The sequence below is a fragment of the Streptomyces bugieae genome (genome assembly GCF_036352915.1).
Taxonomy (GTDB): Bacteria; Actinomycetota; Actinomycetes; order Streptomycetales; family Streptomycetaceae; genus Streptomyces; species Streptomyces endophytica.
On sequence record NZ_JAZBJP010000001.1, the window covers coordinates 680,007 to 702,716 of the forward strand.

General features: G+C 73.6%; 23 protein-coding genes and 1 riboswitch. Of the genes, 10 read left to right on the plus strand and 13 right to left on the minus strand.

From position 1 onward, the window contains the following. Positions 1–7: 7 nt before the first annotated feature. From V2J85_RS03275 to V2J85_RS03285, 3 genes are all read right to left on the minus strand, one after another. Positions 8–607 carry a sigma-70 family RNA polymerase sigma factor gene (locus V2J85_RS03275; protein ID WP_261953196.1) on the minus strand — a complete coding sequence of 200 codons (600 nt, stop codon included), beginning with the start codon at positions 605–607 and terminating at the stop codon, positions 8–10. A gap of 280 nt (positions 608–887) precedes the next feature. Beyond that, positions 888–1,526 (minus strand): hypothetical protein, encoded by a 639-nt coding sequence (locus tag V2J85_RS03280; RefSeq protein WP_330820565.1) that lies wholly within the window; start codon positions 1,524–1,526, stop codon positions 888–890. Positions 1,527–1,672: 146 nt separating this feature from the next. After that, entirely contained in the window at positions 1,673–2,047 is a 375-nt protein-coding gene (locus V2J85_RS03285; RefSeq protein WP_261957242.1) for a metalloregulator ArsR/SmtB family transcription factor, read from the minus strand. Between the two features lie 81 nt (positions 2,048–2,128). Continuing rightward, positions 2,129–2,349, plus strand: a riboswitch (cobalamin riboswitch). Here V2J85_RS03285 and nicT point away from each other — a divergent pair. From nicT to V2J85_RS03300, 3 genes are all read left to right on the plus strand, one after another. Further along, entirely contained in the window at positions 2,348–3,490 is a 1,143-nt protein-coding gene (gene nicT / locus V2J85_RS03290) for a Nickel transporter NicT (RefSeq protein WP_419836731.1), read from the plus strand. (Overlaps the previous riboswitch by 2 nt.) Before the next feature lie 224 nt (positions 3,491–3,714). After that, positions 3,715–4,833 carry an MFS transporter gene (locus V2J85_RS03295; protein ID WP_419836742.1) on the plus strand — a complete coding sequence of 373 codons (1,119 nt, stop codon included), beginning with the start codon at positions 3,715–3,717 and terminating at the stop codon, positions 4,831–4,833. Then, a complete protein-coding gene (locus tag V2J85_RS03300) occupies positions 4,830–5,921 on the plus strand; it encodes a sugar ABC transporter permease (RefSeq protein ID WP_330820567.1) in 1,092 nt (363 codons plus the stop codon). Before V2J85_RS03295 ends, V2J85_RS03300 begins: the two co-directional genes overlap by 4 nt. A gap of 30 nt (positions 5,922–5,951) precedes the next feature. On the opposite strand, the gene V2J85_RS03305 is transcribed toward V2J85_RS03300, so the two are convergent. After that, on the minus strand, positions 5,952–7,154 hold the full coding sequence (locus V2J85_RS03305) for an acyl-CoA dehydrogenase family protein (RefSeq protein WP_419836743.1): 1,203 nt from the start codon (positions 7,152–7,154) through the stop codon (positions 5,952–5,954). A 167-nt stretch (positions 7,155–7,321) separates the two neighbouring features. Between V2J85_RS03305 and V2J85_RS03310 the strand changes: the two genes are divergently transcribed. Both V2J85_RS03310 and V2J85_RS03315 read left to right on the plus strand, forming a co-directional pair. Next, entirely contained in the window at positions 7,322–9,118 is a 1,797-nt protein-coding gene (locus V2J85_RS03310; protein WP_330820569.1) for a CoA transferase, read from the plus strand. Continuing rightward, positions 9,115–10,812, plus strand: a complete 1,698-nt coding sequence (locus V2J85_RS03315) for a class I adenylate-forming enzyme family protein (protein WP_330820570.1) — start codon at positions 9,115–9,117, stop codon at positions 10,810–10,812. The genes V2J85_RS03310 and V2J85_RS03315 overlap by 4 nt, the downstream gene beginning before the upstream one ends. A 54-nt stretch (positions 10,813–10,866) precedes the next feature. Here V2J85_RS03315 and V2J85_RS03320 read toward each other — a convergent pair whose 3' ends face one another. The 6 genes from V2J85_RS03320 to V2J85_RS03345 all read right to left on the minus strand — a co-directional run bounded on the left by V2J85_RS03320 (position 10,867) and on the right by V2J85_RS03345 (position 14,844). Then, on the minus strand, positions 10,867–11,688 hold the full coding sequence (locus tag V2J85_RS03320) for a TroA family protein (RefSeq protein ID WP_261953188.1): 822 nt from the start codon (positions 11,686–11,688) through the stop codon (positions 10,867–10,869). Next, positions 11,637–12,509: a metal ABC transporter permease gene (locus V2J85_RS03325; RefSeq protein ID WP_330820571.1), complete on the minus strand. Its 873-nt coding sequence runs from the start codon at positions 12,507–12,509 to the stop codon at positions 11,637–11,639. The genes V2J85_RS03320 and V2J85_RS03325 overlap by 52 nt, the downstream gene beginning before the upstream one ends. Next, positions 12,506–13,126 (minus strand): ABC transporter ATP-binding protein, encoded by a 621-nt coding sequence (locus V2J85_RS03330; protein WP_261953186.1) that lies wholly within the window; start codon positions 13,124–13,126, stop codon positions 12,506–12,508. Before V2J85_RS03330 ends, V2J85_RS03325 begins: the two co-directional genes overlap by 4 nt. Positions 13,127–13,314: 188 nt before the next feature. After that, positions 13,315–13,725, minus strand: a complete 411-nt coding sequence (locus V2J85_RS03335) for a VOC family protein (protein WP_261953185.1) — start codon at positions 13,723–13,725, stop codon at positions 13,315–13,317. A 10-nt stretch (positions 13,726–13,735) separates the two neighbouring features. Then, on the minus strand, positions 13,736–14,179 hold the full coding sequence (locus V2J85_RS03340; RefSeq protein WP_330820572.1) for a helix-turn-helix transcriptional regulator: 444 nt from the start codon (positions 14,177–14,179) through the stop codon (positions 13,736–13,738). 89 nt (positions 14,180–14,268) lie between these two features. Further along, positions 14,269–14,844, minus strand: coding sequence for a TetR-like C-terminal domain-containing protein (locus V2J85_RS03345; RefSeq protein WP_261953183.1), 576 nt, complete (start codon positions 14,842–14,844; stop codon positions 14,269–14,271). A gap of 93 nt (positions 14,845–14,937) precedes the next feature. On the opposite strand from V2J85_RS03345, the gene V2J85_RS03350 reads away from it, so the two are divergent. Further along, entirely contained in the window at positions 14,938–16,272 is a 1,335-nt protein-coding gene (locus V2J85_RS03350) for an alpha/beta hydrolase (protein ID WP_330820573.1), read from the plus strand. Between the two features lie 33 nt (positions 16,273–16,305). Here the strand turns inward: V2J85_RS03350 and V2J85_RS03355 are convergent, their stop codons facing one another. Next, on the minus strand, positions 16,306–16,470 hold the full coding sequence (locus V2J85_RS03355; protein ID WP_261953181.1) for a hypothetical protein: 165 nt from the start codon (positions 16,468–16,470) through the stop codon (positions 16,306–16,308). A 187-nt stretch (positions 16,471–16,657) separates the two neighbouring features. On the opposite strand from V2J85_RS03355, the gene V2J85_RS03360 reads away from it, so the two are divergent. The 3 genes from V2J85_RS03360 to hutG all read left to right on the plus strand — a co-directional run bounded on the left by V2J85_RS03360 (position 16,658) and on the right by hutG (position 20,255). Continuing rightward, positions 16,658–17,518: an IclR family transcriptional regulator gene (locus tag V2J85_RS03360; protein ID WP_261953180.1), complete on the plus strand. Its 861-nt coding sequence runs from the start codon at positions 16,658–16,660 to the stop codon at positions 17,516–17,518. Between the two features lie 77 nt (positions 17,519–17,595). Beyond that, on the plus strand, positions 17,596–19,272 hold the full coding sequence (hutU, locus tag V2J85_RS03365) for a urocanate hydratase (RefSeq protein ID WP_330820574.1): 1,677 nt from the start codon (positions 17,596–17,598) through the stop codon (positions 19,270–19,272). Then, complete coding sequence (hutG, locus tag V2J85_RS03370; protein ID WP_330820575.1) at positions 19,269–20,255, plus strand: formimidoylglutamase; 987 nt, start codon at positions 19,269–19,271, stop codon at positions 20,253–20,255. The genes hutU and hutG overlap by 4 nt, the downstream gene beginning before the upstream one ends. Before the next feature lie 213 nt (positions 20,256–20,468). Here the strand turns inward: hutG and V2J85_RS03375 are convergent, their stop codons facing one another. After that, complete coding sequence (locus V2J85_RS03375; RefSeq protein WP_261953177.1) at positions 20,469–21,416, minus strand: SDR family NAD(P)-dependent oxidoreductase; 948 nt, start codon at positions 21,414–21,416, stop codon at positions 20,469–20,471. A gap of 87 nt (positions 21,417–21,503) precedes the next feature. Here V2J85_RS03375 and V2J85_RS03380 point away from each other — a divergent pair, with 87 nt between their 5' ends. After that, entirely contained in the window at positions 21,504–21,911 is a 408-nt protein-coding gene (locus V2J85_RS03380) for a MerR family transcriptional regulator (RefSeq protein WP_261953176.1), read from the plus strand. Between the two features lie 36 nt (positions 21,912–21,947). Here the strand turns inward: V2J85_RS03380 and V2J85_RS03385 are convergent, their stop codons facing one another. Beyond that, positions 21,948–22,580, minus strand: a complete 633-nt coding sequence (locus V2J85_RS03385; protein ID WP_330820576.1) for a GmrSD restriction endonuclease domain-containing protein — start codon at positions 22,578–22,580, stop codon at positions 21,948–21,950. Positions 22,581–22,710: the final 130 nt, after the last annotated feature.

Below are 22,710 nucleotides of genomic sequence, written 5' to 3' on the forward strand. Positions count from 1 at the left end.
CCCGCACTCAGCAACGGCACGTCTCGGCGGACTTCAGCCATCCGGTGAGGTCGGCGCGGGCGCGGGCCACCCGGGAGCGGACCGTGCCGATCGGGCAGCCCACGGCCGCGGCGGCGTCGGCGTACGGCATGCCGACCAGCTGCGTGAGCACGAACGCTTCGCGGCGTTCGTGGTCCAGGGCGTCGAGCAGCTCGCTCAGGGCCAGTCCGTCGTCGAATCCCGGCAGTCCGCTGGGCTGCCGGTGTTCCGCGACCGCCTGCCAGTCGTCGACGTCGGCGATCCGCGGGCGGGCGGCGGCCGACCGGTAGCGGTCGATCACCACCCGGCGGGCGATGGCCAGCAGCCAGGTACGCGCGCTGGAGCGCGCCGCGAAGTGCGGCAGGCCGGTCAGGGCGCGCAGAAAGGTCTCCTGGGCCAGGTCATCGGCACTGTGCGTGTCGCCGCTCAGATGGGCCACGAATCTCCAGACATCGCGGTGGGAGGCGCGTATGAAGCGCTCGACGGCGACCGGGTCACCGTCCCGCGCGGCCAGTGCGAGGCCGGTCAACTGCGCGTCGTCCGAGGCAGTCCGCTTGCCACGGGCCGGGCCAACAAGGGCAGGAATCATCGCCACATGTCCTTCGGAGCTGCGGGGCCGCACCAGGGCAGGGCACGTCCCCGTCGGTGAGCGGCGCTCCGGGGCACCCGGACGAGGCCGGTCACCACGGCTCGGTGCGGTGGTCGACGGGCGTACGTCCACGGGCGGCACGGAGGGCCGCGGGGCAAGGGCCGGCGTGTGGTCGGCGCGCTCTCCGAGGGAGCGCGAAGGGTGCGGAAGGCAACCGTGCGGACACGCCGGTACTTCGCCCGCCACCGATGCGCTGCGGGGAAGTCCCCAGGGCGGGCGGTCAGCAGCAGACGGGCGCCGCCGGCGGGCCCCTGCGGGAGAGGACGTGGTGCAGGAGGACCTCGCGCAGGCGCACGACATGACCGGTGCGGGCCATCGGGCGGGCGGGCGGTTCGAGGCCGGTGCGGTCCAGCGTCGTCAGGACCAGGAGCAGGGGCGCGAACAACACCGCGGCCGCGCTGCGGGCGAGCCGGAACGCGGCCGCCTCACCGCGCCACAGCCACACACCGCAGACCAGCGCCGCCAGCGCGTGCGCGAGGAACATGCCGGGGGTTCCGTGGAGGGAGTGCACCGGATGCAGTTGGCCCGTGTCGCCCACGACCGGCATGCCCACCATCCCCGGCATCCCGCCCCTCGGCGTCGGCACGGAGACCGGGCCGCCCGGGTGCGGCTGCGCCAGGTCGAAGGCGGAGTGCAGGCCGAGTTGGGCCAGGACGGTGGCACCGGTGATGACGAACCCGCCGCGTGCCCGCCCCGTCAGCCACCAGGCCACCGAGGCCGTGGCGCCGCATGCGCCCACGAGGGCCCACCACGGCAGGGACTGCGCGGACATCCACGCGTGCCCCAGGGCCGCGGTCGTCACGCACACCACCACGAAGATCGCGGCGCGTACGGCGCGTGAAACCGACCCGGCAGTCATGTCGGCCATCGTGCCAGCCGGTACGCCCGCTCGGCAGGGGGCACGGGGCGCGGGGCCCGGTTGTTGTCCGGATCTGCTAAAGCCGTGCCTGGAGGGTCAGTTGAGCGGCAGGGGCCGTAGGAGGAAGGCGGGGAGCAAGGAGGGGTTTACGCCTCCGCCCGCCGGTGCTCCCCTGTCGCGCAGTGGGTCAGCAGTGCCGCGGTCGCGTCGTCGACCACGCGGTAGCGCACCACCCGGCCGTCCCTGGCGCCCTCGACCACTCCGGCGGCCCGGAGCAGGCGCAGTGCCTGGGAGACCGCGGTGTCCTTCATGCCGGTGGCGACCGCAAGATCGGAGACGGCGATGGGGCCGGCCTGGTGGAGGGCGAGCAGCAGGGCCAGGCGCCCGGGCTCGGCGAGCAGGGCGAAGCGGTCGGCCCAGGCCCGGACCTCGCCTGGCTCACCGATGGCGGCGATGGCGTCGCAGACGCGGTGGCCGTCGATGGTGCGGTGGTCGGCGCGCTCGGCCGGGACGAGATGCATGAGGACATCTTCGCAGGTCATCGAATGTGATCTTGGATACCTGCACAGTTGTGCAGGCTTGAAGGGATCGTGGGACGACCCGTAAGGTTGGCGCGCCGTGGCGCTCGGGAAGACCGGTGACGGACCTCGTGGTCCCAGTCCGGAGCGGCCCTCGCCACTGTGATCGGGGAGTTCTCGTCCCGTTTCGTGCACGTTGGTGTGTACGGAGCCACTGGCCGCAGCCTGCGGCCGGGAAGGCAGGGGCGGGCGCGAGCGTCAGCGAACCCGTAAGCCAGGAGACCGGCCACGGCACTTCACGAAGTGATCCACGAGGTGCTGGAGCGTGACCACCGGATGGCCCTGTCCACCGATACCCCGACCACCCCTGCCCCCGCCACGTTCCGCTGGCGCCGGCAGGACACCGTCCGCACCGCGGGCCTGATGGCCGTCATAGCCGCCCTGCACGTCGTCGCCTTCGGCGTGCTCTTCCTGCTCGTGGTCCCCCACCACTATTCCGTCGGCAGCCAGGTCTTCGGCGTCGGGCTCGGCATCACCGCCTACACCCTGGGCATGCGGCACGCCTTCGACGCCGACCACATCGCCGCGATCGACAACACCACCCGCAAGCTGATGGCCGACGGCAAGCGTCCGGTGTCGGTGGGCTTCTGGTTCGCCCTCGGCCACTCCAGTGTCGTGGTCGTCATGGCTGCCCTGGTCGCCGGCGGTGCCCAGCTGGCCGGCGCCCTCCTCAACGACCAATCCCGCACCCACCAGATCCTGGGCACCGTCGGCACCACGGTCTCGGGCACCTTCCTCTACCTCATCGCCGCCCTCAACCTCATCGCGCTGACCGGGATCTGGCGGGTGTTCCGCGGTATGCGCGAAGGCCGCTTCGACGAGGCGGAGCTGGAGCAGCAGCTGGATTCGCGGGGCTTCATGAACCGCTTCCTGGGCCGGTTCACCCGCTCCATCTCCCGCCCCGGCCAGATGTTCCCGCTCGGCTTCCTCTTCGGGATCGGCTTCGACACCGCCACCGAGGTCACGCTGATGGTGATGGCGGGCAGCGGCGCCGCGGCCGGCCTGCCCTGGTACGCGATCCTGTGCCTGCCGCTGCTCTTCGCCGCCGGCATGAGCCTGTTCGACACCCTCGACGGCACGTTCATGAACTTCGCCTACCAGTGGGCGTTCTCCAACCCGGTGCGGAAGGTCTACTACAACCTCACCATCACCGGGCTGTCCATCGCCGTCGCGTTCTTCATCGGCACCATCGAGCTGGTGACCGTGCTCCACGACAAGCTCGGCCTCAGCGACCCGGTGACCGGCTGGGTCTCCGGCCTCGACCTCGACAACGTCGGCTTCATCATCGTCGGCCTGTTCGTGGTGGTGTGGGCCGCGGCGCTGGCGTACTGGCGGCTGGCCGGCGTGGAGAAGCGCTGGGCGGCGCGCTCCGCCGGCAACGGCTGAGGCCTCGTTCCGCCGCCGCGCGTCCCGGGCTCGGCGGGAACCGGCGGGCCGTCCCGGACGACTGACTGGGCCGGGCCCCATGCGGGGCCGGAGCTTCCGGGAGGGCAGTGGTGCGGGCAGAGCACGGTGCAGAAACGGGATCGGAGGCCGCCGCCGGGCCCGGCGGCGAGCCGGGCCGGGCGCGCGGAGCGGGGCCCGCGGTGACGGCGCTGCTGACCGCCGCGATGGCCTGTTCGATGCTGCAGCTGTTCCTCATCGGGGCGCTCGGGCCGCGGCTGGTCGGCGAGTTGGGCATCTCCCGGACGGTGCTGGGCCTGACCACGACGGCGGGCTTCGGCGCGGCGGCCCTGCTGTCACCGGTGGCCGGGCGGTTGGTGGACCGGGTGGGGCCACGGCGCTGCCTGGTGGCGCTGTTGCTGCTCGCCGCCGTCTCACTGGCCCTGATCGGGGCCGCACCGGGGCCGGCCGTGCTGCTGTCGGCGGTGACGCTCGGCGGACTGCCGCAGGCCCTGGCCAACCCGGCGACCAACAAGGTGATCCTGGCCGCCTTTCCGGCCGGGCGGCGCGGTGCGGTGACCGGGCTCAAGCAGTCCGGGGTGCAGCTCGGTGCCTTCGTGGCGGGGCTGCCGCTGTCGCTGGTGGCGGCGGGGACGGGCTGGCGGGGCGCGGTGTGGACGGCGGCCGGTACGGCGGCGCTGGCCGCGGTGTGGGCGGCCCGCGCACTGCCGCGCGACGCGGTCATCACGGCTCCGGGTGCGTGTCCGGCCCGGTCCGCCCACGGAGTGACGCGTCGGCTCGCGGTCTTCTCCCTGCTGCTCGGCTGCGGTATCGCCTCGGTCAACACCTACCTGGCGCTGTTCGGTTCGCAGCGCCTGGGGCTCTCGCCGACCGCGGCCGCCGCGTTGGTGGCCGTGCTGGGGGTGGCGGGCATCGGCGGGCGCGTCGGGTGGTCGCGGGTGGCGGGGCGGCCGGGCCGGGCCGAGGCGATGCCCGCCCTGCTGGCGGCCGGGGCGGTGGGCGCGGCGCTGCTGCTGGCCCTCGCGGTGGTGGTGCCTCCGCTGGTGTGGGTGGCCGCGATCGCCGTCGGCTCGTTCGCGGTGTCGGCCAATGCGGTGTCCATGGTCCTGATCATGCAGCGGGCGGCCCCGGGGCGGGCCGGGCAGGACTCGGCACTCGTCTCCGCGGGCTTCTTCGCCGGGTTCGCGGTCGGCCCGCCGGTCTTCGGCGCCCTGGTCTCGGCGACCGGCTACCCGCCGGGGTGGCTCCTGGTGACGGTGGAGTTCGTGGCGGCGGCGCTCGTGGCCGTGCCCCTGAGGTCCCGTCGCGGGCAGGAGGCCGCATGAGAAGGGCCAACCACCCCACGCAGGGGGCGAGTTGGGCCGATCGCGTTCTCGCGTCCGTACTGGGCCGGGTCTCGGCGACGGCGAGCGAGGTCGGCCCGCGCTTCCCGCTGTACGCGGATCCGGACACCGGCGTGTGGCGGACCACCTCGCGGGGGTCGTGGACCGGGGGCTTCTGGGCCGGGCTGTTGTGGTTGCGCGCGCTGTCCTCGGGCGCACCGGAGCACCGGGCGGCGGCGGCCGACTGCACCCGGCGGCTGCGGCACTGGCTCACGCAGGACACCGCCACCCGTGGCCTGGTGCTCTGGTACGGCACCGCGCCGGCCGCCGGGCCGGGCGGCGACGCGGCGGCGGCCCGGCTGCGGGATGAGGCGGCCCGCGCCTGCCTGGCGTCGTACGCGCCGGACCTGGGAGTGGTGCCGTGGGGCGACGCCTTCGGCGGGCCCCGGCTGCTGGCGCGGGCGGACGGGGTACCGGGGCTCGTACCGCTGCTGACGTACGCGACGGGCGGCGGTCGGACCGCCGCGTACGGGCATCTCACCCGGCACCTCGACCTGTGTCTGTCCGAGGATCCGCCGCGCCCGGCATGGCAGGCGCAGCCGCACGGCGGATGGACGGGGTGCGCCGAGCCCGCGCCGGGTTGGAGCCGTACCGCGGCGTGGCTGTTGTTGGGAGTGGCCGACGGGCTGCACCGGTTCGGGGAGGACGACCGGCTGCGGGCGGCGGGGGGACGGCTGGCGGCTCTGCGTCTCACGTCCGGGGCACGGCTCGTGCCGCTCGCGGAGGGCGGGGACCCCGGCGGTCCGGTGGACACCTCGGCCGCCGCGATCGAGGCGGTGGCCGCCTTGAAGCTGGCCGTGCTCGCCCGGCGGGCCGGTGACCGGCGGGAGGGCGAGCGGCTGGCGGGCCAAGGACGCCGGATCCTGCGGGAGTTGACCACGGTGCACCTGTCCGCTATCGGCGCACTGCTCGACGGCTGCTACGACGCCGGCCGTGGCCTCGCCATCCGCCACGAGCTGATCTGGGGAGACTTCTTCCTCGCGTGGGGGCTGGCGGTACTCACCGGCCTGGTGGCGCCGTTCACGGCATGACGGCGGCGTGCGGCAGTGCGCCCAGGGGCCTCAGCCGCGCAGGACGCGGCGGGCGACCGCGGCGACATGGAGTTCGTCCGGTCCGTCCAGCAGCCGGGCCGCGCGTCCCGTACGGAACAGTGCCGGCAGCGCGGTGTCCGGGCCGAGCCCGGCCGCGCCGTGGACCTGGATCGCGGCGTCGGCGACCTGCTGCAGCATCCGGGCCGCCGCGACCTTGGCCAGCCCGGTCTCCACCCGGGCGTCCGCACCCGCCTCCAGGCGGGCCACCGCCTCGTACACCAGCGGCCTGGTCGTGCGGATGGCCAGCAGGGCGTCGAAGACCAGCTGCTGGACGAGCTGGCGGTCGGCCAGCGGGCCGGCGGTGTGGCTCCGCGAGCGGGCCCGGTCACGCATCAGGCCGAAGGCCCGCTCGGCCTGTCCGAGCCAGCGCAGACAGCGCAGTACGCGGCCCAGCCGCAGCCGCTCCCCCGCGATCCGCAGCGCCTGGCCGGGCTCGCCCACCAGGTGGTCCGCGGGCACCGTGACGTCCTCCAGGGCGATCTCCCACTGGCCGCCCGCCCCGAGGACCGCCAGCTCCCGCACCACCCGGAATCCGGGTGCGGACGTGGGGACCAGCACCAGCGACAGGTTCTCGCCGGTCCGGGCCAGGACGGTCACCAGGTCGGCGTCGCCGGCGCCGGTGATGAACCACTTGCGGCCGTTCAGCGTCCATGTCCCGTCGGGCCCGGGGTCGGCGCGGGTGGTGGTCCGCGCCGGGTCGGTGCCCGGTGTGTCCGGCTCGGTCATGGCGTAGCAGGAGCGCAGTTCACCCGCCGCGAGGCGCCGGAGACAGCGTTCCCGGACCGGTTCGGTGGCGTGCCGGCCGAGCATCAGCACGTCCAGCAGCGCCGCCGAGCCGAGGGCGGCGGGGCCGTGGTCGCTGGCCCCCTCGGCCTCGGCCAGGTGCGCGTAGGCGGACAGCGGCAGGCCCTGTCCGCCGTACTCGACGGGCAGCGGCAGCGCCCACAGGCCGGCGTTCTTCGCCTCCTCCTGGAGGGTGCCCAGTGCGGCCCGTGCGGCCGGCCCGCCCGCGTCGAGCACCGGCTCGCTCGGCATCACCCGCTCCCGCACGAACGCCGCCACCCGCTCGCGCAGTTCGGTGACGGCGGGCGGACAGCCCGGCTGCCCGAACGGGGCGTGGTCGAAGGACGGTTCCGCCCCCTGAGCGCTCTGCTCACGGCCCGACGAGTTCATGGGGTTCACGGCTTTCCTCCGCATTCACCGGGAACTCGGTGAACCGATAGTCCGACTTACTGGCCGTGGAGTTGGTCGGCCCCGATCGCCGTCCGGTTCCCGCAGGTGTTTGTCCACGTGAGACATGCGGCGCACCGCAGCCGCCGGAGAGGAATGGCGTGAACGCCGTGGGCCATCCCACTGTCATCGGGACGAACCGGCCACTGGAGGAGATCCGCATCGACGTCGCGGGCCCCGCCGCGCTCACCGGGCCGGCCCTCGCCCACCTGCGGGCGCTCGGCGCGACGGCCCCGGAGCCGCCGGACGCGCGGACGGGCCCCGCCCGGTTCACCGCAACCGGCTCTGGAGCGGGGCGGGTCACCGCACACACCGCATGGGCCGATGTCCTGCCGGACGTGGACGCCGCCGACGAGGCGACCGTCCAGGCGGCCACCGGGATGATGCACGTCCACGGCAGACGCGAGGGCGCACCGCGCGGCCTCGCGGTCGACTACGCCGCCACCTGTGCGTCCGTCCTCACCGTGCAGGGTCTGCTCGCCGGGCTCCTGGGCCGGGCCCGGGGCGGCGGCACGGCCACGCACCTCGCCACCGGGGCCGACCGGGCCGCCCTGCTGACGCTCTCCCAGTACCTCGCGGCGGCCAACGCGCCGGAGGCGGAGGCCGTGCCGCCGGCTCCCGGCGGCCCGCCGTTCACCGCCGCCTGCGGCACCCGTTTCGAGCTGGAGGCGCTGGAGCCCGCCCCGTGGGCCCGTTTCTGGCGGGCACTCGGCGCCGCCGAAGCGGCGATCCGCGCCGGCTGGCCCGCCTTCCAGTTCCGTTACGCCACCGCCTGCGCACCGCTGCCCGAGGAACTGCACCGGACGGCGCACGCCGCCTCCTGGGCGCGCGTCCGGGAAGCCGCCGCCGCCTCGGGGGCCGAGGTGTGCGCCCTGCGCCCACTGGCCGAACGGGCGGCGGAGCCGCGCTCCGCCGCGCCGTGGACCCTGACGCCGCACGCCCGGTCACGGCCTCGGGGCACCTCCGGTCCCGTGGCCGCCGGCGCCCTCCCCCTCTCCGGCCTCACCGTCCTCGAAGCGGGCCGCCGCATCCAGGCGCCGCTCGCCGCCCATCTGCTCGGCCTGCTCGGCGCGGACGTCGTACGGATCGAGCCGCCGGGCGGGGACCCGCTGCGGGGGATGCCGCCCTGCGCATCGGGCATCTCGGCCCGCTGGCTCGCCCTCAACCGCGGCAAGCGGGCGGTGGAGATCGACATCAAGTCCCCCGCCGGACAGGCCGAGTTGCGGGAGCTGGCCGCCGGGGCGGATGTCTTCCTGCACAACTGGGCCCCGGGCAAGGCGGAGCACTTCCAGCTGGGCGCCGACCGCCTCGCGGCCGTCCACCCCGGGCTGGTGTACGCGTACACCAGCGGCTGGGCCGGCCGGCTGCCCGACGCGCCGATGGGCACCGACTTCATGGTGCAGGCCCGTACCGGCGTCGGCGAAGCGGCCCGGCCCGCGGACGAGCCGCCCGCCCCGTCCCTCATGACCCTGATCGACGTCCTGGGCGGACTGGTCGGCGCCGAGGCCGTGCTGGCCGGTCTGCTGCTGCGGGAACGCACCGGTCGCGGCGTACGGGTGGAGTCCTCGCTGCTCGGCGCCGCGGAGACGCTCACCGCACCGGCCCTGCACCGGGCCGCGACGGGTCAGGACCCGCGCCGCCCGGCCGGATTCCGCCGGCCGCTGCCGACCGCCGACGGATGGGTGGCACCGGCCGACGCCCCCGCGCGCCCGGCACCGGCCGGATCGGCGCGGCTGCGCGAGCTGACGACACAGCAGGCGGTGGCCGCCCTGCGCCAACAGGGCCGGTCCGCCACCGCCGTCACCACCGACCTCACCGCACTGCCGGAAGACCCGCGGCTGCGCGGGGCCTGCTCCCGCGACGCGCACGGTTCCCTCGTCGTTCCCTCGCCCTGGAGGTTCGCATGACGTCCCCGCTCCCCTCCCGGTTCCACGACCTGGTCCCGGCGGCACTCCGGCGCGCCTGGGCCGCCACGGGCCACTGCCCCGACCTGGATCTGTACGCGCTGTTCCGGGCCCGGCGGATCGCCGACCCGCACGCCACCGCCGTGATCGACGCCCACGGCGGGATCAGCTACGCGGAACTGGACCGCCGGGCACGATGTCTGGCCGCCGGGCTCGCCAGGGCCGGCATCCGGCCCGGTGACGTGGTCGGCGTCCAACTCCCCAACACCGGAGCGGCGGTGGCGGCCGACCTGGCCGTGGCCGCGCTCGGCGCCGTCGTCCTGCCCTTCCCGGTCGGACGCGGCGGCCGGGAGGCGCTGTCCCTGCTGGGCCGCTCCCGGGCCCGCGCGGTCATCGCCGCCACCGCGTATCGCGGCGTCGAGCACGCACGGGAGCTGGCCGCACTGTCCCGGCGGTCCGACGAACTGGCCGATCTGCGGGTGGTGATCGCGGCCGGCCCCGGGCCGGCCCCCGAGGGCTGCGTGTCCCTCGACGACCTCGTCCGCACCGACGCGTCCGCGTTCACCGCCGCCCGCCCCGATCCCGATACCGCGGCCCGGATCCTGGTCTCCTCGGGCTCCGAGTCCGAGCCCAAGATGGTGGCGTACTCGCACAATGCGCTCGCCGGCGGCCGCGGCAACGCTCTGGCGCGGCTGCTCCGTGACACGGTGCCGCCCCGTTGTCTGTTCCTCGTCCCCCTCGCGTCGGCCTTCGGCAGCAGCGGCACCGCCGTCACCCTCGCCCGGCACGGCGGATCCCTGGTCCTGCTCGACCGCTTCACGCCCGACGCCGCCCTGGACGCGATCCTGGCCCACCGCCCCACCCATGTGCTGGGCGTGCCCACCATGGTGCGCATCATGCTCGACCGGCTGCCGGACCGGGCCGAGGTGCCGACCGGGCTGACCGCCCTGGTGCTCGGCGGCTCCGCGCTCGACGCGGCCACCCACGACGAAGCCCGCCGGGCCTTCGGCTGCGCGGTGGTCAACTTCTACGGTTCCGCCGACGGCGTCAACTGCCACGGTGGTACGGACTACCGCCCGGACCGCGCCGGGCCGGGGATCACGGTGGGCCGACCGGATCCCGGCGTCTGCGAGATCCGTATCGCCCCGCTGCCCGGAGCGCCTGCCGACCGGCGGGAAGCCCCCTCCGGCGAGCCGGGAGAGATCATCGCGCGCGGCCCGATGACCCCGCTGTGCTACGTCGGCGCTCCCGAGCTGAACCTGCGCTACCGCACGGAGGACGGCTGGGTCCGCACCGGCGACCTGGGCGCGCTGGACGCCGACGGCACCCTGCGCGTCATCGGCCGCCTCAAGGACATCGTCATCCGCGGCGGCGCGAACATCAGCCCCGCCGAGGTCGAGGGCGAGCTCTCCTCGCACCCCGACATCCGCGACGTGCTGTGCGTCGGCTTCCCCGATCCCCTGATGGGCGAGCGCCTCGCCGCCTGCGTCGTCCCCCGCCCCGACCGCAAGCCCGACCTGGCGAGCCTCTGTGCCCACCTGGACGCCCGGGGCCTGGAGCGCCGCAAACACCCGGAGCGGCTGCTGCTGGTGACCGACGATCTGCCGCTCACTCCGGCGGGCAAGCCGGACCGGGCGGCCCTACGGGCGAGGGCGGCCGCCGAATTCCCCACGGGGCAGGGCGAGTTCGGCGGATGAGGGGTCAGGGGGCCGCACCTGGCGGCCCCCTCCGTACGCGGACGAACCGCCCGGTCAGGCCCCCGAGAACGCCTTCTCCATCTGTCCCGCGGCCTTGCGGTAGACCGCCAGCAGGTCGAGGTCCTTCCCCGGGTAGTTGACGACGTTCAGCTGCTCGGCGCCGGAGCCCGGCAGTACGGTCCCGGTCGACATGTTCTCGTTGTCCAGCACGAAGGCGGGCTTCTTCGCCGACAGGGCGGACAGCTGGGCCGGTGTGACCGCCTCGGGGCCGTACGTGCCGACCACCTTGGCCCCCGCCAGCTCGGCCGCCCACGTGGTGAACTTCTGCGACGCCACGGCCGGCGCCTTACCGTGCGGCCAGGTGGCCTTCACCTGCTTGGCGAGGGAGGCCCACGCCGCCGAGAACGTGCTGTTCCACTTGGCGGCGGCCCGCTCCGTGCCGAACTCCTTGCCCAGCCTGGTCACTTCGGCCCTGGCCGCCGCCGGCGTGTTGTCCAGGTTGACCTGGACCAGCTTGCCGTGGGAGCCCGCCGCCTCCTTGATCTTCCCGGCCCAGGGCTCGAAGGAGGCGTACAGCACGTAATCCGCCCCCGCGACCGCCGTCAGATCGGACGGCTTGAGGTCGTAGTCGGGTGCATGACGGATCGACGCCGGAACGATGTACCTGACGTCGCGGGCCCCGGCGGCCTTGGCCAGCGCCGCCTCCCACGTGGAGGTGGCGACCACCACGGGGCCCGACGACGCGCCCGCCTCGCCGGACGACCTATCGGTACCGGACGCGCCGGAACCGTCACCGCAGCCGGTCAGCAGCGCCAGCCCCGCACTCAGTGCGGCGATTGCGGCGAGGGGGCGGAAGGGGACGCGGAGGTGCGCCATGACGAGGTTCTCCGTTCGGGTATCAGATGGGCGGCGAGGGCGACCGCCCCCGCGGCGAGGACGAGGACCGGCCCGGGCGGCAGGTCCCAGGCCAGGGAGAGGAGAAAGCCGACGACGTTCACGACCACACCGATGCCGATCGCCCAGAGCGTGATCGACACCAGCGAACGGCCGAGCCGGCGGGCGGCCAGCGCCGGCAGCAAGGTCAGGGCGTCCACCAGCAGCGCGCCCGTCAGACGCAGGGCGCCCGCCACCGCGACCGCCACCAGGACCAGCAGCACCACGGTCAGCCGCTGCACCGCCACGCCCGAGCACACCGCCAGCTCCCGGTCGTGCAGCAGCAGGGCCAGCTCCCGGCGGCGCCGGACGAACAGCCCCGGTACGGCGACCGCCAGCACCCCCAGCACCACCAGATCGGCCGGCCGCACCGCCAGGATGGACCCCCACAACAGCGCGAACGCCCCGTTGGCGTTCACCCCCGACAGCGCCAGCAGCAACAACGCGGCGGCGATCGCCAGGCTCATCAGCAGCCCCATCGCCCCCGACAGACCGTCCGCGGTACGGGCCAGCGGCGCCACCCCCGCGCCCGACAGCGCACACGCCACCAAGGCGCACAACACCGGGTCCAGTCCCACGAGTTGGCCCACCGCGATGCCCAGCAGCGCCACATGCATCATCGCGAAGCGCACCGACATGATGTCCAGCCCGACGATCACCACCCCGACGACGGGCAGTCCGAGGGCGGCCAGCAGCAACCCCACCCCGGCCCGCTGTACCGGCACCAGCTGCAGCAGATCACCGATCTGCCCCCAGGCGCTCATGGCACCTCCCGCAGCCGCCCGGCAGCCATCTCCAGCGTCCGGTCGCACCGCGCCGCCATCGCCCGGTCATGGGTCACCACCAGCAACGTCACCGGCAGCGAGGTGAGCACCTCGGCGGCCTCCTCCTGCCCCGCGAAGTCCAGCGCGGCGGTCGGCTCGTCGGCCAGCAGCACCCCCGCCCCGGCCGCCACGCACCCCACCGCACGCGCGAGGTGCATCCGCTGCAACTGACCGCCCGACAGGCTGCTCACCGGCCGGTCGGCCAGCCCGCCCACGCCCAGTCGCCCGGCCGCCCGCTCCGCCTCCGCCAGGTCGCCGCTGCTCGCCAGCAACTCCCGCGCCAGCAAGGGGAAACGCCCGGCCGCCGGCCGCTGCGGAATCCACCCGCAGGCCCGCCTCCGCCAGGCCCACTCGGCGGCGTTGCGGCAGCCCCGGCCGCCGACCGCGATCTCCCCGTCGACCTGACGGTGCAGCCCGAGCACCGCCCGCAACAGCGTCGTCTTCCCCGACCCGTTGGTCCCGGTCAGCGCCACCCGCTCCCCGGCCCGCACCTCGAGGTCGACCCCGCTGACCGCCTCCAGCCCCCCGTGCCGGCACACCACACCCCGAAGCCGCACCCCGAGCCCACCCGCACCGCCCGTCTGCCGCCGCCCGGACGCCCCTGACCGTTCCTTGCTCCGTTCCACAGCCCAGTAGTCGGGGCGCGGGCGCATCGAGTTCCCGCGGACGCGAAAACCTTCGGTTCAGCGCCCGGGCGGCGGGGACGAGCCGTCGGAACACCGCGGCCCGTCCCCTCCCCTGAAGCTCAGCGCAGCTCCTGGATGCGGATCAAATTGCCCGCGGGGTCGCGGAAGGCGCAGTCGCGGATGCCGTACGGCTGCTCGGTCGGCTCCTGGACGACCTCGGCGTCGCCGGCCTGCACCCGCTCGAAGGTGCCGTCGAGGTCCTTGGTGGCCAGCAGGATCCAGCCGTAGGTGCCCTTGGCCATCATCTCGACGATGGTGCGGCGCTCGTCGTCGGTGACGCCGGGGTCGGCGGCCGGCGGCGCCAGGAGGATCGACGTGTCGGGCTGGCCGGCGGGGCCGACCGTGATCCAGCGCATCTTTCCGTTCCCGACGTCGTTGCGGACCTCGAAGCCGAGGACGTCGCGGTAGAAGGCCAGGGAGGCGTCCGGGTCGTCGTGCGGGAGGAAGCTGGTGTGAATGGTGATGTCCATGCCTCTCACGCTAGAGGCGCTCGGTGACCTGCGCTTCTCGATTCCTGATCGGTCGGGTCACCTGCTTCGCCAGGCACGCCGGCAGCTCCGCCGGCGCCTGCGCCGCCTGGCGCCGGTAGACGCTGGGCGGCATCCCGACCAGCTCGGTGAAGCGCGTGCTGAAGGTGCCCAGTGACGAGCAGCCGACCTCGAAGCAGATCTCGGTGACGCTGAGGTCGCCACGGCGCAGCAGCGCCATCGCGCGCTCGATGCGCCGGGTCATCAGGTAGGAGTACGGCGACTCGCCGTAGGCCAGGCGGAACTGGCGACTGAGGTGCCCCGCCGACATGTTCACGCCACGGGCGAGCGCCTCGACGTTCAGTGGCTGCGCGTACTCCCGGTCGATCCGGTCGCGGACGCGGCGCAGCAGCGCGAGGTCGCGCAGGTTCTGCGCTGTGGTGGGTCTGCCGGTCACGAGCGTGATCGTGCCACGTCCCGCCGGCGTTGCCCAGCGCCACCGGCATCCGGCGGGGCCGGGGAGCGCCGGTCACTCCCGCCAGCCGCTCACTCCCGCCAGCCGCGCAGCGTGGCCCGGATCGTCGACCGGAAGGTGGTCTCGGCGGTGGCGGCGTCGAGGGCCCCGGCCAGTTCGAGGGTGACGAGCCCGTGCAGCGTTACCCAGACGGAGAGGGCGATGGCCGTCGGCTCGCCCGCGAGGACGGACTCCGCCAAGGCGCGGTCGATCGCCGCGAGGAGCGGCCGGACGGGATCGCCGGTACCGACGGCGCCCGATGGATCAAAGGTCTGCACCCCGCCGAACAGCACCGTGTAGAGGTGGCCGTGCTCACGTCCCCAGCGCCGGTAGGCGACGGCCAGCGCGTAGAGGTCGGCGAGGGGGTCCTCGGAGGTCGGTACCGCGGACAGGCCCTGGAACAGGCCGGCGACCGCCCTCGCGCGCACCTCGCCGATCAGCCCGTCCTTGCCGTCGAACAGGGAGTACACCGCCGTCGTCGACGTCCCGGCGGCGGTGGCCAGCGCACGGACCGTCACCAGCTCCCGCGGACGGGTGGCGAACATCTCGGTCGCGCACGCCACGAGTCGTTCTTTGACGGTGTCGTCATTGGTTCTCGGCCTACCCATGGACAGCAGCCTACGCATCTTTGATAACGTCGTTTTGAAACAGCGTTCTGAAACTGTTCCGGCACATCGGTTCACGAAACGGGGTCGTCCGCCATGCCGCCATCCGCCATACGTCTCGTCCGCCGCACAGGCCGCCTCCTGCTGGCCCTGGCCGCCGTCGCGGGGCTGGTCGTCGTCTTTCTCGCGCTCCTCGTCCTCACGGACGGCGCCGGTTTCGGGCTCGCCGCATGGCTGACGACCCTGGGAGTCGCCATGGTCCTCGCGCTGTGGCGGGGCCGGCGCCGGGCCTGGCCGGCGCGGCTGGTGCCGTTCCTGCCGGTGGTGGTCGCGGCGGCACTGACGGCGACGGTCTGCGTCCCGACCGTGCCCACGGCGCGGCGGTACCCGTCCGCCCTGCCGTTCGTGACCACGCAGCACTGGAGGCTGGCCACGGGCAGCCGGGTCGCGGTCTACCACTATCCGCCCGCGAAGACCGCCACCCGGCGCCCCGTTCCGTTCGTGTACCTCAACGGCGGGCCGGTGCGCGGCATTTCGGTGCTCGACCACCGCTTCCTGGAGCTCCTGGCGCGCCAGGGCTACGACGTCTACACCTACGAGCAGGCCGGCGGCGGACGCAGCGACCTGCTGCCCATGGAGCAGTACACGATCTCCCGGTCGGTCCGCGACCTCGCCGCCTTCATCGACCGCCTGGGCGGCGGCCGGGCCGACGTCCTCGGGTTCTCCTCGGGCGGCGTCGTGCTCACCCGGGCCCTGGCCGACCGGCACGTCGCCGCCCGCGTGCACCGGGCGATCATCGCCGAACCCGGTCCGATGGACGGCCCGACCGCGCGGATCACCGGCCACCGGGGACAGAAATCCGCGCGCGGCCTGGCGCCGGCCATGACCGGACCACGTTCGACACGGGTCCCCCGCTACGCCGTCGCCTTCGGCCTCATGCGGCTCGGGCTCCTCACCCCGGACACCGGGCTGATCGGACAGGCCGAGGGCGACAACGCGTTCACCGCCGCCGATCTCGGCGACGACACCGCGTCCGCCTACTGCGCGCGGGACGCGCACCGCATCCCCGCCGAGAACACGCCGGGAAACTTCTCGTTCAGCCCCGCCGCCAGTCTCCGCGTCGAGCGGACGGTCAAGGACTCGCCGTCCCTCGCCCCGCGGCTGAGGCGCTCCCGGACCCCCGCGATGCTGATGATCGCCGAGTGCTCCTCGCAGGTCCGCCAGTGGGAGACCGCCGTCCTCGCCAACGACCCCGCGATCCGGCGCACGCAGGTCATGCCCGGCGTCGGACACCACATGTGGAACGGCCTCGACGACAACAACGACCGGGCCCGCGCCGCCATCACCGCCTTCCTGCAGGACGAACCGGCTCCCCTCCCGAACCACCCGACCCGCGGCGAGATCCCCGCCTTCCTTCGCGAGCACCGGTGAGGGGACCGCGGCACCCGCGGGGCGGGTTCGGTGTCAGGCGCCGGCCAGGAGGGCGGCCGCGGACTCGTAGCCGTCGGAGAAGTTCGCCCCGAAGGTGGTGGCGGTGACCCGAAGATGGAAGCCGGTCAGCGGCTCCTTCGGGGCGGTGCCCTGGGGCGCCCCTGTCCTGTCCGCTGTCGCCGCCGTGTCCGTTGACATGCGTTCCTCCCGGCATCTCCGGGTGAGGGGGATGGGGGGTCGGTGGGCGACAGCATCTATGAAACTAATCCTCCAAATAATAGGCTGAATGAAAGTTCTCATTCAGATTCCGCGCTCAGCCCGGCGACCGGCCGGGCGCAGGCCCGGGTTTCATCCGGTGGTATATGTGCAGGTGAGAGGTGAATCCGTGAGTGAACGCGGGACGGGATCGAGCACCTCACCGGCCGTGGGGCGGGCCCTGGACATCCTGCTGTACCTCGCCGGGCGGCCGGGCCTGGTGCAGACCGCGGCACTGGCCCGGGACCTCGGCATCCCGCGCTCGTCCGCGTACCACATCCTGTCGGTGCTGGCGGATCGCGGTTTCGTGACCTACGTCCCCGAGGAGCAGGCGTACGGCCTGGGACTCGCGTCCTTCGAGATCGGCTCCGCCTATCTGCGGCACGAGCCCCTGGAACGCCTCGCCCGCCCCATCCTGCGCGACCTCGCGAGCCAGCTCGGCCAGACCGTCCACCTGGGCATCCTCTACGGCGCGGAGACCGTCTACCTGCTCAAGGAGCGCCCCGCCACGGGCCGTTCCGGCGAGGCCGACGTGGCCCTCGTCACCGACATCGGAGTCCGGCTCCCGGCGCACCTGACGGCGAACGGCCGCGCCATCCTGGCCCACTCCCCCGAGGCGCAGATCCGGGCGCTCTTCCCGCGGCCCGGGAACCTCATCACCCGCACCGGCAAAGGCCCCCGCTCGCTCTCCGACCTGCTGAGCCTCCTCGCGCGGGACCGTGAACGCGGCTGGTCGGAGGAGGTCGAGCTGGTCTCGGAGGGGTTCCGCTCGCTGGGCGTGGCGGCCTTCGACCACCACGAGCGGCCGGTGGCGGCGCTCAGCAGCACCTGGCACCGGCACTACAGCCGGTACGACACCGACCAGGTGCGCGACGTCCTGCAACACGGAGCGGCCCGGCTGACGGCCGCGGTCTCCGGCCACGCCCCCTCGGGACGGCCGGGCGGGGGTGACGGGCGCGGAGGAATCGGTTCTCGGATCCGAGAAACCTGACGGGCATCGCTGGTTCCGGTCCGCCCCGTCGCCTGTCATGGGTCGCGGAACAGATCGGACCCCCGCCAGGAGGCAGCATGACCAGCGTTTCCCCCGGTGCCCGCGGCATCCGCGCACCCCGAAGCTCCGAACTCAGCTGTCTGGGCTGGCAGCAGGAGGGCGCCCTGCGGATGCTGATGAACAATCTCGACCCCGAGGTCGCCGAGCATCCGGAGGACCTGGTCGTCTACGGCGGCACCGGCAAGGCCGCCCGCGACTGGGCCGCGTACGACGCGATCGTCCGCACCCTCAGGACGCTGAAGAACGACGAGACGCTGCTGGTCCAGTCCGGCAAGCCGGTGGGCGTGATGCGCACCCACGAGTGGGCGCCGCGGGTGCTCCTGGCCAACTCCAACCTGGTGGGCGACTGGGCCAATTGGGAGGAGTTCCGCCGCCTGGAGCAGCTCGGCCTGACCATGTACGGCCAGATGACCGCCGGTTCGTGGATCTACATCGGCAGCCAGGGCATCCTCCAGGGCACCTACGAGACCTTCGGCGCGGTCGCCCGGAAGAAGTTCGAGGGGTCCCTTGCCGGCACCATCACCCTGACCGCCGGCCTCGGCGGCATGGGCGGCGCCCAGCCGCTCGCCGTGACCATGAACGACGGCGTGGCGATCTGCGTCGACTGCGACCCCACCCGCATCGAGCGCCGGATCGCCCACCGCTACCTCGATGTCGCCGCGGACGACCTGGACCACGCGCTGCGGCTCGCCGTCGAGGCCAGGGACGCCCGGAAGCCGCTGTCCATCGGCCTGGCCGGCAATGCCGCGGAGGTGTTCCCGAAGCTGCTGGAGATCGGCGCGCCCATCGACATCGTGACCGACCAGACCTCGGCGCACGACCCGCTGTCGTACCTCCCGGTCGGCGTGCGCGTGGACGAATGGCACGAGCTGGCCGCCAAGGACCCGGCCGCCTTCACCGAACGCTCCCGGGCGTCCATGGCCCGCCACGTCGAAGCCATGGTGGGCTTCCTCGACGCGGGCGCCGAGGTCTTCGACTACGGCAACTCGATCCGCGACGAGGCCCGCAAGGCGGGTTACGAGCGCGCCTTCGCCTTCCCCGGCTTCGTGCCGGCCCACATCCGCCCGCTGTTCGAAGAGGGCCTCGGCCCGTTCCGCTGGGCGGCGCTGTCCGGCGACCCCAAGGACATCGAGGCCACCGACAAGGCCATCCTGGAGCTGTTCCCGGAGAACGAGCACCTGCACCGCTGGATCAAGATGGCCGGCGAGCGCGTCGCCTTCGAGGGCCTGCCCGCCCGCATCTGCTGGCTGGGCTACGGCGAACGGCACCGCGCCGGTCTGCGGTTCAACGAGATGGTCGCCTCCGGCGAGCTGTCCGCGCCCCTCGCCATCGGCCGTGACCACCTCGACTCCGGCTCCGTCGCCTCCCCGTACCGCGAGACCGAGTCGATGCTCGACGGGTCCGACGCCATCGCCGACTGGCCGCTGCTCAACGCGCTGGTGAACACCGCCTCCGGCGCGTCCTGGGTCTCCCTCCACCACGGCGGCGGCGTGGGCATGGGCCGCTCGATCCACGCCGGCCAGGTCTGCATCGCCGACGGCACCGAGCTCGCCGCCCGGAAGCTCTCCCGCGTGCTCACCAACGACCCGGGCATGGGCGTCATCCGGCACGTGGACGCCGGCTACGAGCACGCCACCGCCGTGGCGCAGCAGCGCGGCGTGCGCATCCCGATGGCGGAGGACGACGCGAAGTGAGGACGGACCCCACCGTGGTGACCGCCGCGGACGTCGCCCCCGAACCCTGGACCGGCCGGGACGACGGACCCGGACCCGAGCACCTGCGCTGGCACCACGCGGTCGGCCTCGACCTCGCCGGTGCCGCGTCCTGCGACGCCGCGCTCGTCGGCTTCCGCAGCGATGAGGGGGTACGGCGGAACAAGGGCCGCCAGGGCGCGGCGAACGGACCCCGCGCGCTGCGCCGTGCGCTCGCGTCGATGGCCCTGCCGTCGCCGGTGCGGGTGCTGGACTCCGGTGACGTCGAGGTGGCCGACGGCGATCTCGAAGCCGGGCAGCACCGACTGGGCCGGGTCATCACCTCCCTCGTCGACCGGGGCCGCCCGGCGGTGGTGCTGGGCGGCGGCCACGAGGTGGCGTACGGCAGCTACCTGGGGCTCGCCGGCAGCCGCGCGGTGCGCGAGGGCGGCCGGCTCGGCGTGCTGAACCTCGACGCCCACTTCGACCTGCGCGAGGACGCACGCCCCAGCTCCGGCACGCCGTTCCTCCAGATGGCGCGCAGCGAAGAGCTGCGCGGGCAGCGGCTCAACTACTGGGTGCTGGGCGTGAGTCAGCCCAGCAACACCGAGCGGCTGTTCCGGACCGCGGACGAGCTCGGGGTGCGCTATCTGCCCGACACCGAATGCGGTCTGCTCGGCCTGTCGCGCGTGGACGCGTTCCTCGACACGTTCCTGGCCGGCTGTGATGTCGTCCACCTCAGCATCGATCTCGACGTGCTCCCCGCCGCGGTGGCCCCGGGCGTCAGTGCCCCCGCCGCCTACGGCGTGCCGATGGAGATCGTCGAGCGCGTCTGCACCCGGGTCGCGGCGAGCGGCAAGCTGGCCGTCTGCGACATCGCCGAGCTCAATCCGGACCTCGACGTCGACGACCGCACGGCCCGGGCCGGCGCCAGGCTGGTCCACCGCATCGTGACGTCCGGCGGCGCACCGTCCCGCCCGGCCTGACCGGACCCGCGACGGTCGCCCTCCCCAGCAGGTCGCCGGGCCGCGTGCTCCCGACGCTCGCCGCCCGGCGACCACCCACCGCCCGCTCACGGGCCTTCGGGCCCCTCGCCCCGCGAACGCGCCGTGCACCAGTAGCGGGTGGCCCGCCTCAACGGCCTCCCATTGGAGACCTGTGCACCGGTTGTCCGGGCCGGTTCAGCCGGCCCGGACAGCTCAGAAGTCCGTCTCCGTGAGTTCGCTGGACAGCGCCCAGAGGCGGGCGGCGGCTTCGGGGTCGGTGGCCCAGGGTTTGACGCCGCCGACGAGCATGTCGTCGGTCGCGGCCGGGTCCGCGAGGTCGCAGTCCTGGCAGTAGGCGCCGCCGTACCCGTCGAGAAGTGGGGAGGTCGCGGCCCAGACCGCGGTGGCCGCGCCCTGTTGCGGTGTCTTGAATCCGTCGGCCGGCCGGCCGTCGGGGGTCACCCAGCCGTGCGCGCGCCACTCGTCGCGCGGAACGTGGCGTTGCAGCGGAGTGAGGATGCTGCCCGGGTGCACGGCGAAGGCATGCAGCCCGCTCGCGGCGCCGAGGCGGTCGAGGTGATGGGCGAACAGGGCGTTGGCCGTCTTGGACTGCGCGTAGGCGAGCCAGCGGTCGTAGCCGGTGCGGAAGTGGAGGTCATCCCACCGGATGTCGGACAGGAAGTGCCCCGAGGAGGCCACGGCCACCACCCGCGAGCCGGGGGCGAGGCTGGGGCGGAGGCGGTTGACGAGCGCGAAGTGCCCGAGGTGGTTGACGGCGAAGTGGGCTTCCCAGCCGGGCCCGATGCGGGTCTCCGGGCAGGCCATGATTCCCGCGTTGTTGATGACGATGTCGAGGGTGCGCCCGGTCCGGAGGAAGCGGTCGGAGAAGGTCCGGACGCTTTCCAGGTCGGCCAGATCGAGCGCCTGGACCTCGGCCTCGGGGACGTCCCGCAGGGCTTCCTCGGCGAGGGCCGCCCGCCGTGCGGGGACGACCACACGGGCTCCGGCGCGGGCCAGGGCGCGGGTCGCCTCCAGGCCGAGTCCCGAGTAACCGCCGGTGACCAGCGCGGTGGTGCCGGTCAGGTCGATGCCGGCGAGGACGTCGTCGGCCGTGCTGTGCGCGCCGAATCCCGTGCCGATCTTCTGCTGCTTCATGATCATGCGGACGACGCTAAAAGCTTGAGTGCACGCTAGGTCAAGGTACGGTTCGCCGAGGGAAGGCACAGCGGGGAGCAAGGGGTGGGCAGGATGGATGGGACCGCGAACGGCATGTCCATCGGCAGGGTCGCCGAATTGACCGGGATGAGCGTCCATGCGCTGCGGTTCTTCGAGCGCGAGGGGCTGTTCCTTCGGGAGATCCCTCGCTCCGCCGGGGGCCGGCGCGTCTATGCGCAGACGGATGTGGACTGGCTGGCGCTGTGCGACCGGCTGCGTGCCTCCGGCATGCCGATCGCCACGATCAGGAAGTTCGCCGACCTCGTCCGCTCCGGTCCGGGCAATGAACCCGACCGGCTGGCGCTGCTGCGCGCGCACGAGCGCGATGTGGAAGCGCGGATGGCGGACCTGCAGGCGTGTCTGGACGTCGTCCACGCCAAGGTCGTCACGTACGAGCAGCACGTGCGCAACGGAACTGCCGTGGGGGTGTGGGCGCCCTGAGGGCCGGCGGGGGGCTCACCCCCCGCCGGCCGGCGCTCAGTTGGTGCAGCTGTCGAGCATCGAGGAGAGGGCGGTCTTCTCCTTGTCGGTGGTGGTGAGCTTCCAGACGGACTTGATGTGGGTGTAGTCCTTGGCGTAGGTGCACCAGAAGGCGTGGTTGGTGGGCTTCCAGTCGGCCGGTCCGCTGTCGCTCTTGGAGCTGTTGGAGGACTCCGAGGCGATCAGGAGCTGGGGGTCCTTGAGGTCGTTGCCGAACGCCTTGCGCTGGTCGGCGCTCCAGGTGTCGGCGCCGGAGCGCCAGGCCTCGGCGAGCGGGACCATGTGGTCGATGGTGGCCTGGGCGACGTCGGTGACCGTCGTGTCGTCGTAGGCCGAGTACCAACTACCGCTCGACGGCTGACAGTTGCCGGACTCGTCGACGACGTTCTTGCCGTCGCGGGCGAGCACGTCCTGGCGGGTGGTGCAGCCGTCGGGCTGCTTGGCCCATATGTCGAATTTGTCGCGGGCGTAGCCGTCCATGGAGTGCGGGGGCGCGACGGTGAGGGCGGCGAGTTCGGCGCGGGCGGTGGCCGTCGAGGGCGGGGCGGGCGGTTCGGCCAGCGCGGGTGCGGCGGCCAGGCCGATGAGGGTGACGGAGGCGGCGGACAGGCCGATAACGGCACGACGCATGGGGTCTCCAGAAGTGTGGGGGGTTGGAGAGACACTTCAGGGAACCGCACAAGGGGGACCGAACGCTACGCGCGTTGAATGAACATGACAAGCTCATTCCTTGTTCATTACCTCCTCATGGGAAACCCCC